11 protein-coding genes are annotated in these 12,833 nt (G+C 27.8%); 3 read left to right on the forward strand and 8 right to left on the reverse strand.

Annotated features, from left to right (window positions below; genetic code table 11):
* Positions 1 to 85: 85 nt before the first annotated feature.
* On the reverse strand, positions 86 to 1,216 hold the full coding sequence (locus ACH2BC_RS13255; protein WP_395054484.1) for a M28 family peptidase: 1,131 nt from the start codon (positions 1,214 to 1,216) through the stop codon (positions 86 to 88).
* 311 nt (positions 1,217 to 1,527) lie between these two features.
* On the opposite strand from ACH2BC_RS13255, the gene ACH2BC_RS13260 reads away from it, so the two are divergent.
* Positions 1,528 to 2,151, forward strand: a complete 624-nt coding sequence (locus ACH2BC_RS13260) for a hypothetical protein (RefSeq protein WP_395054485.1) — start codon at positions 1,528 to 1,530, stop codon at positions 2,149 to 2,151.
* Positions 2,152 to 2,396: 245 nt separating this feature from the next.
* Here the strand turns inward: ACH2BC_RS13260 and ACH2BC_RS13265 are convergent, their stop codons facing one another.
* From ACH2BC_RS13265 to ACH2BC_RS13280, 4 genes are read right to left on the reverse strand one after another with little or no spacing between them, the layout of a single operon-like run.
* A complete protein-coding gene (locus ACH2BC_RS13265; protein WP_395054486.1) occupies positions 2,397 to 3,860 on the reverse strand; it encodes a lipopolysaccharide biosynthesis protein in 1,464 nt (487 codons plus the stop codon).
* Between the two features lie 8 nt (positions 3,861 to 3,868).
* Positions 3,869 to 5,161, reverse strand: coding sequence for a glycosyltransferase family 4 protein (locus tag ACH2BC_RS13270; protein WP_395054487.1), 1,293 nt, complete (start codon positions 5,159 to 5,161; stop codon positions 3,869 to 3,871).
* 2 nt (positions 5,162 to 5,163) lie between these two features.
* Positions 5,164 to 7,608, reverse strand: coding sequence for a YfhO family protein (locus ACH2BC_RS13275; protein WP_395054488.1), 2,445 nt, complete (start codon positions 7,606 to 7,608; stop codon positions 5,164 to 5,166).
* Positions 7,609 to 7,642: 34 nt separating this feature from the next.
* Positions 7,643 to 7,912: a DUF4834 family protein gene (locus ACH2BC_RS13280; protein WP_395054489.1), complete on the reverse strand. Its 270-nt coding sequence runs from the start codon at positions 7,910 to 7,912 to the stop codon at positions 7,643 to 7,645.
* Positions 7,913 to 8,029: 117 nt separating this feature from the next.
* Between ACH2BC_RS13280 and ACH2BC_RS13285 the strand changes: the two genes are divergently transcribed.
* Positions 8,030 to 9,010, forward strand: a complete 981-nt coding sequence (locus ACH2BC_RS13285; protein ID WP_395054490.1) for a transporter — start codon at positions 8,030 to 8,032, stop codon at positions 9,008 to 9,010.
* Positions 9,010 to 10,128 (forward strand): GTP cyclohydrolase, encoded by a 1,119-nt coding sequence (locus ACH2BC_RS13290; protein WP_395054491.1) that lies wholly within the window; start codon positions 9,010 to 9,012, stop codon positions 10,126 to 10,128. The genes ACH2BC_RS13285 and ACH2BC_RS13290 overlap by 1 nt, the downstream gene beginning before the upstream one ends.
* 226 nt (positions 10,129 to 10,354) lie before the next feature.
* Here the strand turns inward: ACH2BC_RS13290 and ACH2BC_RS13295 are convergent, their stop codons facing one another.
* The 3 genes from ACH2BC_RS13295 to ACH2BC_RS13305 all read right to left on the reverse strand — a co-directional run.
* On the reverse strand, positions 10,355 to 10,939 hold the full coding sequence (locus ACH2BC_RS13295; protein WP_395054492.1) for an RNA polymerase sigma factor: 585 nt from the start codon (positions 10,937 to 10,939) through the stop codon (positions 10,355 to 10,357).
* A 226-nt stretch (positions 10,940 to 11,165) separates the two neighbouring features.
* The gene (locus tag ACH2BC_RS13300) at positions 11,166 to 11,921 is read right to left on the reverse strand and encodes a family 16 glycosylhydrolase (protein WP_395054493.1); all 756 of its coding nucleotides are present in this window, start codon (positions 11,919 to 11,921) and stop codon (positions 11,166 to 11,168) included.
* Between the two features lie 4 nt (positions 11,922 to 11,925).
* Positions 11,926 to 12,833 (reverse strand): glycoside hydrolase family 3 C-terminal domain-containing protein (locus ACH2BC_RS13305; RefSeq protein WP_395054494.1); only part of this gene is annotated, 908 nt, incomplete at its 5' end.

The following is a 12,833-nucleotide window of genomic DNA, read 5'->3' on the forward strand; positions in this document are numbered from 1 at the left end:
GTAGCGAAAAACGCAACAATTGATTGAAATGGATGGCTGGAAAATGGTAGATTGATAAAGACCAAGCCAATTGCTTCTAGAAAAACTATTTTTTTACAATCTTTTTAGTGATTCTATTCTGGTCTGTTTCTAAAACGGCTAAGTAAACTCCACTTGGAAATTGTGCTATAGAAAATTGTTTTTCTAAACTAGCAGTAGTGAATTTAGTATTAAAGACAGTTTTCCCAAAAACATCAATTAATGAAAAGGTATAATTGGTTGCATTTAAAATTCCTGTATTTACTGTAATTAAATCTTGAGTAGGATTTGGATAAAAACTTACTTGAAAATCTTTATTAAAATTTTCATTTTCAAGTTGGTTAGTATTTGCTACAGCAAAATGTAACGTTGCGCCAATTGCGGCTTTGGCTACGTTAAAATTATAAATTGGATCCATATTTACTAATAAATCTGAAGCTGTGTGTCTTACTGTAGATTCGTTGGTTTCAAAAAAGCCGGTTATTACTTCATTATTATTTTCAAAGGTCATATAATCTGATGCATAAGCAGAAGCTAGCAAAGTATTTAATGGAGAATATAATTGAACACAATTAATTAATTGATTTGTAATAACATTTGACGCTGCATTGTTAGATGTTGGATTTCCTGTATCTCTTTCGCAAGTAATGGTATCATTTAGCTGACCTGCAACTCCACCAACTTCGTCTATATTGAATACTACTTTAATATTTAATTTTGGATTTGTAGCATTTACAATAGTATTTACGTAATGTTGACTTCCAATTAATCCATCTTCTTCTCCGCTAAAGTTTATAAATTTTATTGAATATTCTGTTGGTAAATTTTGTAAAAGTCGAGCTATTTCTAAAATTGTAACTACTCCACTTCCGTTGTCATTAGTTCCTTTTCCTGTAATAGAATCGTAATGTCCATCTACAATTACAAATATATTTGGATAAACAGTTCCTATTTTAGTAACAATTAGATTTTTACAAGTAAATGCTCCATTTGTAAAAGAATCTTCTTGAAATTGCGAAACGGTGTAACCATAACTCAAATATTTATTTTTTAACCAATCTAAGGTATTTTGCAAAGCTACAGTTCCGCGACGCTTAACACCAAGTGCTTCATATTGTGTTAAGTTAGTCGTAATATTAGTTTGTGAACACTGATTTACAATAGTTGCATAACCAGCAATATAAGTTTGACCGCTCACATTTTTAGTAAAAAAGAAGAGAATTAAGCAAAGAAACAAATTGATTTTAAAAAATTTCATAGTATAATTTGGGAATTATTGTAAACTTCTACAAAAGTAAATAATTTATTTGGCTTAAAAAAAGTATTTATTAGTTAGATTTTAAATCTTAATTACAAGAAATTCAAACAGTTAATTTTTATTAACAAATCGTTATCAACTTGTTAGATAGCATTTGGCACACATCTTGAAATGTACTAAACATCAGAAATAGATTCTGGTCGAAGAAGCTGAAAATCGAAATAGTAAGCAAACTTTTAATTCGATTTATTATGAAAAAAATTACCCTTTTAGTAGCTAGTATTTTACTGATAGTAAATGTAGCGAAAGCATCAGAAACAACAAGTACTGATGACGTTTTTACAACAAGAATGACATTTGACGAACCAATTTCGTTTACAGAAAGAGGTATAGAGTTTTTTGTTTTTCCAAATGGAGAATTCGATTTTAATACACGTCCAAATGATTCACAAGGCGATTACCAATACAAAAATGCAGGCAAAAGAACGTCTGATGTAAACAGAAATAACAAGCCAGAAAATTATGGAGTTTTAGTAGAACACGACAGTTTTGGTAGAGTTAGAAGAGTTGGAAACACCTTTATAAACTATGACTACAGCGATAGAGTATCAAGAATTGGAACCGTTTATATGAAATACAATCGATTTGCCTTGTCACAAGTTGGCGGAATGAAATTAATTTACAACCGTAGAGGCGAAATTGTAGACACTGTAGGAAGTGTAAAAGGTAGAAGATATCAAGGTTATGCCTATAACAATCAACATAACGATTATGATTGTGACGACAACAACTATCCTGTAACAACTACAAACAATAACGATTACTACTACTATAAAACCGACGGAACAAAAAGTAAAATAGAAGACAAAAAATAAAGATTTTGATTGGTTAAGTTTGTTTAAAAATCCTATGAAGCTTTGTGGCAGATTAGGATTTTTTTTATGAAGCCAATCCAGCTATACATTACAATTACTTCTTAAAACAATGTATTTTAAAAGTTTAAAAAGAGCTTCTTTGGTCGCTTTTTTAAACTAAAAAATACAATTGTTTTTTCGTGCGTAATTTTCATTTCTATCTGGGCTTGGAAATTATAACACTACCTAAAATTACAATGAAATTTTTAAATTTTTAACCGTTTTAAAACTCCATTAACAACTCCATTAAACTCTTCAGATATTGCAAGTTTATAATTAGTTAAAACATAAAAAGCCGCAATTAAAACAGATTTTAAAACAATATTGATAAAAGCATTAAAAGGAAAATCCCAATAGTAGAAAAGAACAAAACCTAAAATTATAATTCCGAAAGAATAAAAAGTTTTATTTGTAAATGGATACAATTTTAATTTATTAACTACAAAAAGTAATTTTATAGTATTGTAAATCATTACTGTAATTAATGTAGCAAATGCCGAACCTTCTATTCCATAAAGAGGAATAAAAATCATATTCAATACAATCATTAATACAACAGTGAAAATTCCAAACAATAAAACAGTTCTATAATATTTTGTGTTTACAATAATAGAATTGTTATTTCCTAAAATAACATCGTAAAACTTTGACAATCCAATCATAAAAACTACCCAAATTCCACCACTATAATCTTTAGGTATAATATGGTAAATTTCTTTTATGTTTAAAAAAATCATAAGCATAATAAATCCGCCCATAACTTGTAGATTTATAGCACTTTTTTTATATAAATTGTTTAGTTCACTCCACTTTTGTTCTACCATAAGTTTGGCAGTTATTGGAGCAATAATTTGAGTCATAGCACGACTTGGAACCGCAATTACTGTAGAAATAAATATGGCAACTGCATACAAAGCATTGTTGGTAATGTCTTTATAAATCGGAATCATTACTTTGTCAAAATCAATAAGCATAACTGCAACGCCACCAGAAACGATTATAAAAAATGAATAGTGAACAATCTCTTTAACATTAGCAGGAATTACAAATCTTAAAACCGGTTTTTTAATAGAAAATGCATAAATTATCATTACTAATAATTGAACCAAATAGCATAAAGTAGCACAATAAACAAAAGTATCTTTTTGAATAATATCATAATAAACTGCAAACAATAAAACCATAACTAACAATCTAACAAAGACTTCGCTAATAAAATTACCAACTACAGATTGCATTTGAATTTTTACCCAAGCATAAAAAATTTCAAAATAAGCCATAAATAATCCAACTACAGGAATTAACCAAAAAAATGGTTTTAATGTTGGATTTTCAATTACCCACAAACTAGAAATTGGTTCATAAAATGCATAAAATGCTAAAAAAATTGGAATAATTAATGCCAATGGCATCACTAGTAAAAAGGTTAAAAATTCATTACGCTCTTTTTCTGTTTTGTAATGGGAGAAAAATCTAATCAATGTATTTTGAACTCCAAAAGCTAAAATTGGCATCATAATATGAGCAAACGAAAGTACCGTTGTAACAATTCCGTAATGCAGTTTTCCTAAAAAATTAGTGTATAAAAAAAGTGCATTAATTGCTCCTATTCCAAATCCGAAAAAGGTAATTATTGTATTTTTTATAGACTGATTTTGTACAATTCCCATTTATTTATTTAAGAATTTTGGGTTATGAGTTGCGCTAATTTTTCTGTTAAACTTTTTCTAGAATATTCTTGTAATCCAACCGGATTAACTTTTAAAGTTTGATTTTTATATAGATGATAAAAATTTAAAATGGTTGCTTTTAATTCTTCTTTTTTATTATAAGTAAAAAATTTTCCTGTGTTTGTAGCTATTATAATCTCTTCAAAATCTGAATCTTTTGGACCAATTGCAATTATTGGACGTTCTGAAACCATATATTCAAATAATTTTCCTGGAATAATACTTTTAGTTTCTTCTGAATTTATTTCAATTAACAATAATACTTGCGATTTTCTTTGGTGTGAAATAGCTTCACCATGAGATAAATAACCCAAATTATTTAAATAATCTGTTAATTTATAATTTGCAATACTAACAAGAACTTCATTGCTTACTGCTCCAATTAATTTAATTTCTAAATCTTTAGCAAAATGATTATTTTCAGAAACTAATTCTGATAAAGATTGCCATAAAATTTGAGGATTTCTTTCAGATAATAATGAACCAATATGTGCCAAAGAAAATTTAGTATCTAAAACTGATTTTTCTACCTTTTCAACATCATAACCATTTGTAATTACTTCAATTGGTTTGGTTGTTATTGCTTCAAATTCGGTTTTGGTAGTTTTACTTGTAACTATGATTGTATCTGCAGAATTGAGTATTTTTTTTTCTAAATATTTATGCTTTTTACTGGCATAATTTGATAATTTTAGTTGTTTGTGATATCCAATTGTTGTCCAAGGATCACGAAAATCTGCATACCATTTTACATTTAATTCTTTCTTTAATTCTAACCCAATTAAATGCAACGAATGTGGTGGACCAGAAGTAATAATGGTGTCAATAGTATTATCTTGAATGTATTTTTTTAAATATTTTACCGATGGTTTTACCCAATAAACTCTAGCGTCTGGAATGAATAAATTACCTCTTGTCCACAATAATATTTTTTCAAGAAAAGATTGCTTTTTTGCATTCGGAATTATTCCAGAACTTATTTTTTTGATTTTATTTTTAGAAAAAAAATTGGCTAATTGATAGGGTTCGATAATTTTATTTTTAATGATAATTGCTTTATCAGAAACATCACTTTCAAGATTAGTATCAAGTATTGGATAAGTAGGATTTTCTGGAATATAAACTATAGGTTGAAAATTAAATTCTGGTAAATATTTTACAAATTTTAACCAACGCTGCACTCCTGGACCACCAGCTGGAGGCCAATAATAGGTAATAATTAAAAGTTTTTTTGGGTTCAAGATTAAACTTTTTTAGTCATCGATTTCTTTCTTTCAAAATATATTCCAAAACCAATTAAACCTAAAACTAAAAAACTACTAATTAACGAAATCATACTTCCAGTTTTTATAACTTGTGGCTCAAACTTAAATTCTATTTTATGACTTCCTGATGGAATTTTAAGTGCACGCAATGCATAATTTACTTTAAAATGATCTGTAAGTTTTCCGTCTATATATGCATTCCAACCTTCTTTATAATACATTTCAGAAAAAACTGCTACACCTTCATTTTTATTATTTGAAACGTATTTTAAATCGTTTGGTTTATAGTTTGTTAGTTTGATTGTTGTTAAAGAATCTTTAGAATATTGTTTTGACAATTTAAATTTAGAACTTATTTCTTCTTGAGTTACAGCAACATTTTTAGTATCTAAACTGGTTAAAGCTTTCATTTCTTCATCAGCATTTTTAACCGTTTTTAGCTCTTTTACAAACCAAGCATTTCCATTAGCATCAGGATTTTTAGAAGCAACTTGTTCTTCTTTTTCGTCAGATTGTATAATGTATTTTACATTTAACATATCAATAATTTCCTTATTATTGTTTGCTATTTGATAATCAAATAATTCTTGAATTCGTTTAGGTTTAGCTGCGTGATAACCTCCAATAGATTTATGAAAATTAGACGCTCTTGAACTGTTTAAATTTCCGTCAACTTCTAAAACTCTGTATATTGATTTATCTTGAAGAATTTGTAAATCGGCTGTAGTTGGTTCAAAAGGTTCGTCTACTTGTCTTGCAGCAACAAAATCTTTAGAACTAACATATTTTTTATCTACTAAAACTAAATCGGTTACCATAAATAATCCAATAATTATTACAGCAGTATTGGCAGAAAAAGTATTTTTTATATAAAACCATAACGATGTTGCAGCAACAAGCATAAAAAATCCAGAACGCAACAAATCAGCAGAGTAAAGTGTTTTTCTATCTGCTTTTAAAGCGTTCATAAATTCTGGACCATACATTTTAATATAGTTTCCATCATTTGCACCTGAAAAACTGAACATACTTTTACACAAAAACAAAGCAATTATAATTCCGAAAGTAGTGTAAACTGTATATTTTAACGATTTTAATTGGTTTTCTTTATTTGCAAAAAACGATTGAAAACCAAGAATTGCAAGTACAGGAACACAAAACTCTAGAATTACTTGTATGGATGAAACTGCACGAAATTTATCGTACATTGGAACATAATCTATAAAGAAATCGGTTAAAATTGAAAAGTTCTTTCCCCAAGACAATAATAATGAGGCAATTGCACCTGCGACAAAAATATATTTAAATTTTCTTTTATCGTGATACAAACACAAAACTGCCAAGAAAAAAACTATTGCTCCAATATAAGCTGGTCCAGCAACACTAGTTTGGTCGCCCCAATAAGTTGGCATTCCATCTGCTGCATATTCTATAGCTTTTTCTTCAGATATAAATTCGCCTTCGCCAACTTGCTGTTGTTGTAAATAGGCAACAATTTCTGAGTCTTTTCCTAAACTTTCGCCACTTGCTCCACCAAAAAGTCTTGGTGCAATTGTGTTTAAACTTTCTGCAATTCCGTAACTGTATTCTGTAATATATTCTCTACTTAATGCTGAATTATCTGTTTTTTTCTGACCTTTTTCATCAAGCTTCAAATCGCTTTTACTTCTTGTACTAAAAGCCGCATACTCTTTAGTTGCTAGTAAATTGGTAGCATTTAACCCAATTGCTAGTAATAAAGCTACTGCAAATGTTGCTACAATTTTACCAATTGAATTATAATCTTTATTTTTAAATAATTTATACGAATAATAAACACCAATTGAAATAACAACTAGTAGTAAATAATAAGTCATTTGAAAGTGATTGGCATTTAGTTCTAAAGCAACAGCAATTAGAGTTAAAAGACCACCAACAATATATTTCTTTCTAAAAACTAATAAAATTCCACCAATAACTAAAGGAAAATAAGCAATGGCATGAGCTTTTGCATTATGTCCAGCTCCAAAAATTACAATAAAATAGGTAGAAAATCCGAAAGCTAATGCACCAAAAAATGCTTTTAATGGATCTATTTTTAGAATTAATAATAAGGTATAAAATCCAAAAAAATACAGAAATAAATAATCTGCTGGTCTTGGTAAAAATCGTAAAGCATCATCTAAATCTCCAATAAAATCATTAGGATATTTTGCACCAAGTTGGTAGGTTGGCATTCCTCCAAAAGCTGAATTTGTCCAGTAAGGTTCAGCATTTTCTGAAGCTCTAAAATCATTTTGTTCCTTAGCCATTGCAGTATATTGCACAATATCTGACTGATAAATCTTTTTTCCTTGAAGTACAGGATAAAAATAAATTAATGCAATAAAAATAAAACCTAGAACAGATAAAATATGAGGATAAAACTTTTGAAGTTGCTTCATTTTAAATAAAATATAAATATTGTATGGTGTAAATTTAGTCTATTTCTTCAAAATCTACATAATCACCTACTTTTTTAGTTTCGTGTGGTTTATCAAATTTTGATTTGTTAGTATTAGCCGAAGTTTCATTATTGTAATTTTGTTGCTGTTGGTGTTGTTGCTTTTGAAATTGTTCGCTAGCTTTTTCAACCACTTTTTTTGCAACAACAGGCAAAAGTAATTTTGCTAGAAATTTTATAGCATAATAGATAATAATAATATAAAATAACGTTTTTACTAAAGATTGAAAGTTTGCCGTTTCCATAACATAAAATTTTGTCAAAAATACTAAATTAACACATTTAAAAATACCAATATCTTCATAAATAATTAATAAAATTGAAGATAAAAATAGTATTTTTGAGAACTTAAATACCAATCGATGAAAATAAAACATGTAATAGTACTACTTTTTACCATACAATTTCAAGTGAATTATGCACAATATACTGATGTTATAAACTCTAATCGTCCAGGAGAATCAATGTCGGCTTTTGCTGTTGGTAAAACGGTTATACAGGTAGAATCGGGTTTAAGTTATATAAAAGAAAGGCATGGTGTATTAGATTATTCGGCTAGTGGTTTTATTTTAGATATGAATTTTAGATATGGTTTTTTTAGAGAACAATTAGAAACTATATTAGAAATTGGATATCAAAATGATAAATTTAGTGATTACAATGCTGAAACTATTAAAAGAACTGGTTTAAAAAATTCAACTTTAGGTTTAAAATATTTAATTTATGATCCTTTTAAAAATTATGAAGAAAAAATAGATATTTATAGTTGGAAAGCCAATCATAAATTTAAATGGAGACAATTAATTCCTGCTGTTTCTGCATATGCTGGAGCAAATTTAAATTTTAGTGCCAATCCATTTGTATCTGAAGATGAAAATTTAACCAATATTAGTCCAAAGCTTACTGTAATTTCTCAACATATTTTTCCAGATGCGTATGTTTTTGTTACCAATATTTTTTTAGATAAAGTGGGTACAAAATATCAAACTCTTGGCTACATTATAACTTTAACTAAAGGATTTAATGATAAATGGTCTGCCTATTTAGAAAATAAAGGTATAAAAGGAGATTATTATTCGGATGGAATTTTTTCATTTGGAGCAGCGTATTTAGTTAATAAAAACTTTCAAATTGATGTTTCGTTAAGTAAAAATTATAAAGATACACCTTACTTACTTTATGGCGGATTTGGATTGTCTTGGCGATCTGATACAAATTATAAAGACATAATGATAAAATCTAAAAAAGAAGAAAAAGGTAAGGATAAAAGCAAAAAAGGTAAAGAAAAAGACAAAAAGAAAAAACGTCTTGATGAAGTTGAACTAGAAAAACCAAATCCTTAATGATTACAGTTGTTGAAGTAAACTCTAAAAAATTACTTTTAGATTACGTTAAATTTCCGTTTAAGTTATATAAAAATCATAAATATTGGGTTCCGCCATTGATAAATGAAGAACTTAATACTTTTAATAAACAAACCAATCCTGCATTTGAAAATGCAGAAGCAACTTTATATTTAGCTTATATAAATAACGAAATTGTGGGCAGAATTGCTGCAATTATAAATTGGGATGAAGTTAATAATCAACACAAAAAAAAGGTTAGATTTGGTTGGTTTGATGTAATTGATGATGTTGAAGTAACTAAAGTTTTACTTGAAAAAGTATATGAACTGGGCAAGAAAAATAATTTAGAATATGTTGAAGGTCCAATTGGTTTTTCTAATCTAGATAAAGTTGGAGTTCTAACAGAAGGATTTGACGAAATTGGTAGTATGATTACTTGGTACAACTATCCATATTACAAAGAGCATCTTGAGAAATTAGGTTTTATAAAAGAAAAAGAATACATTGAGAGTAAATTTCCTTTTAAAAATGTAAAGCCAGTTTTTTTTAAAAAAGCGCAAGATTTAATTAAAGCAAGATATCAATTAAAATCTTTAGTGTTTACTAAAACCAAAGATATTATGCCTTATGTAGATAAAATGTTCGATTTATTTAATAATTCGTATGCCAGTTTATCTTCATTTGTAGCCATAACTGATACTCAAAAAGAGTATTTTAAAAAGAAATATATAAGCTTTATAAATCCAGAGTATATAATTTTTATAGAAGACAAAAATAAAAATCTTGTAGCTTTTAGTATTGTAATGCCTTCATTTGCAGAAGCTTTACAAAAAGCTAATGGAAAATTGTTTCCATTTGGATTTTATCATATGCTTAAAGCGAGAAAAAATAGTAAAGAAGTTTTATTTTATTTAATAGGTGTTGCTCCAGAGTACCAAAATAAAGGTGTTCACTCATTAATATTTAATGAATACTATGAAACATTTACTAGAAAAGGAATTACCAATTGCATTAGAACACCAGAATTGGAAGACAATATTGCAATTCAAAATTTGTGGAAACATTTTGACCCAGTTATTTCTAAAAGAAGAAGAACATACCGAATTAATTTGTAAAAAAAATCCCAATATTGTATTGGGATTTTTTCTTAATTAGCAATGAGTTCGAAGTTGTTGTTTCCTACTTTGACAATTTTCAAAGCTTTAGAATAATTAAGTATGAAATTAATAGTTTCTTTTTTAGGTAACATTTTTGTTGTTGCTAATACGCTTTTAGTGTAAAGTTTTGCCATAGAAATAAGTTGATTATATATCTATAACGAAATAGCAATTGAATTATTGTTTATGCAGATAAACTTATTTGATTTTTTTCTATAACTTTTCGCAAGTTTAAAATTGCATAACGCATTCTTCCCAAAGCAGTGTTTATACTAACTCCTGTTATGTCTGAAATTTCTTTAAAACTTAAATCTTGATAAATACGCATCATCAATACTTCTTTTTGATCATCTGGAAGTTGAAGAATTATTTTTTGTAAATCTTTTTCAATTAAATCATTAATTAATTGGTCTTCAATTGTTAAAGAGTTATCAGATAATACATTAAATATAGAAAACTCTTCTGTTTCTCGAAGCATAGGCATTTTCTTATTTTTTCTGTAATGATCTACAATTAAATTATGAGCAATTCGCATTACCCAAGGTAAAAATTTACCTTCTTCATTATAAGAATTGGATTTTAAAGTTTTAATAACTTTAATAAATGTGTCTTGAAATACATCATCAGCTATATCTCTATCCGCCATTTTAGAGTAAATAAATCCGTAAATTTTAGATTGATGTCTGCTTACTAGTACTGACAAAGCGCTTTCATCGCCTGCAATGTAGCTTTTTACCAATAATGCATCTGGAGTTTGAGTAGTAGCCATAAAATTACTTTTTAGTTTTGGGTTGGAAAATCTAACTATTTTAATAAAAGTAATTTTTTGTTATAGGCAACTATATATTTAAAAGTTAATTATAGCCAAATATAATATAATATTTTTTTAAATTACAAATATTATTTGAAAATTTAACAAATTTTATACAATAAAGTGTTTTTTTGTGATAGTATTTGGACAATTTGTACAGTAAAACAGAATATTCACCTATTATTTATTGATAAACTTTGATGAAATCTATTTCAAATTTTTGCGGAAGTATCTCATTGTCAATAGTTGGTCCGCCAAAATTTCCTCCAATTGCCACATTTAAAATAAAATAAAATGGTTTGTCAAATGGCCAAGTGTTTTCGTTTTTTATTTCTGGATTAAATGTATAGACACATTTGTTATCTACAAAAAACTCAATTTTTTCTTTTGTCCAATCTATTGCATAAATATGAAAGCCATCTTCAATATCTGGAAAACTAGTTTTTTTTGTGTTTATAGTATTCCCAAAACTATCTTGAGTATGAAGCGATGTAAAAACCATATCTGGTTCTTTACCAACATATTCTAGAATATCAATTTCGCCACATTTGGGCCAACCAACTTCAGAAATATTAGCTCCAAGCATCCAAAATGCTGGCCAAATTCCGGTTCCAATTGGTAATTTTGCTCTAGCTTCTACTCTACCATAAAGAAACTCTTTTTTGGCTTTAGTTGTAATTCTGGTTGATGTATAAATTTCGCCTTCTTTTTTTGCTTCAATTACTAGAATTCCATTTTCTAATTTGTGATTTTCTTTAGTGTAAATTTGATTTTCATTATTTCCCCAACCACATAAATTTGGACAACCGTTACCGAGTTCAAAATTCCAAACTGTTTCATTTAATATTTTTCCATCAAAGTTTTCTTCCCAAACTAGTTTACGTTTGTCTTTTTGTGCAAACGAAACAGTTACAACTAATAGTAATAATAGCTTTTTCATAAATTTATTTTATAAATTCAAATTCGGCTTCCAATGTTTTATCAGAACTTCCTCCAACAAAAACTTTAAAATCTCCTGCTTCTGCTTCCCATTTAGAATTAGCAGTAAAAAATTCTATTGTTTTAGCATCAATTACAAAAGTTACTTTTTTAGTTTCATTGGCTTTTAATTCTACCATTTCAAAACCTTTCAATTCTTTAACAGGACGAGTTATACTTCCTATTAAATCTCTAATGTATAATTGAACAACTTCTTTGCCTGCAACTGAACTATTATTTTTTAAATCTACAGAAACTTCAATTTTTACATTTTCACTAAAAGAATTTGAAGATAATTTTAAGTTAGAATATTCAAATTTAGAATAACTTAATCCATATCCAAAAGCGTATAAAGGTGTATTTTTTTCATCCATATAATGCGACCAAAAAACACTTTCTGGTTCATTCATCGTTGGTCTTCCTGTATTTTTATAATTATAATAAATAGGAACTTGACCTACACTTCTTGGAAACGTCATAGGTAATTTTCCGCTAGGATTATAATCGCCATAAAGTACATTTGCAATTGCATTTCCGCTTTGCGTTCCTAAATGCCAAGTTTCTAAAATTGAAGGAATATTTTCATCAGCCCAAGGAATTGCAAGTGGTCTTCCGTTACTTAAAACCAATACAATATTAGTATTAACTTTAAAAATAGCTTCTAATAATTCTTGTTGTACACCAGGTAAATCAATTTCAGTTCTACTTCTACCTTCTCCAGATTGCAAACCGTGTTCTCCCAAAGCCATTATAACAACATCAGCATTTTTTGCCAAATCTATAGCTTCTTGAAAACCAGATTTATCGGTTGTATTAATTTTGGTTTCCCATACAAATTGTGTTCTTCCAATAGTTAAATCAGCACCTTTTGCAT

The sequence above is a fragment of the Flavobacterium sp. genome (assembly GCF_043760115.1).
Taxonomy (GTDB): Bacteria; Bacteroidota; Bacteroidia; order Flavobacteriales; family Flavobacteriaceae; genus Flavobacterium.

What these genes read in the sequence shown, in the direction of transcription:
- ACH2BC_RS13260 (WP_395054485.1), top strand. Translation starts at nt 1,528, where the DNA reads ATGAAAAAAATTACCCTTTTAGTAGCTAGTATTTTACTGATAGTAAAT.
- ACH2BC_RS13265 (WP_395054486.1), bottom strand. Translation starts at nt 3,860, where the DNA reads ATGGGAATTGTACAAAATCAGTCTATAAAAAATACAATAATTACCTTT.
- ACH2BC_RS13275 (WP_395054488.1), bottom strand. Translation starts at nt 7,608, where the DNA reads ATGAAGCAACTTCAAAAGTTTTATCCTCATATTTTATCTGTTCTAGGT.
- ACH2BC_RS13280 (WP_395054489.1), bottom strand. Translation starts at nt 7,912, where the DNA reads ATGGAAACGGCAAACTTTCAATCTTTAGTAAAAACGTTATTTTATATT.
- ACH2BC_RS13285 (WP_395054490.1), top strand. Translation starts at nt 8,030, where the DNA reads ATGAAAATAAAACATGTAATAGTACTACTTTTTACCATACAATTTCAA.
- ACH2BC_RS13290 (WP_395054491.1), top strand. Translation starts at nt 9,010, where the DNA reads ATGATTACAGTTGTTGAAGTAAACTCTAAAAAATTACTTTTAGATTAC.
- ACH2BC_RS13295 (WP_395054492.1), bottom strand. Translation starts at nt 10,939, where the DNA reads ATGGCTACTACTCAAACTCCAGATGCATTATTGGTAAAAAGCTACATT.
- ACH2BC_RS13300 (WP_395054493.1), bottom strand. Translation starts at nt 11,921, where the DNA reads ATGAAAAAGCTATTATTACTATTAGTTGTAACTGTTTCGTTTGCACAA.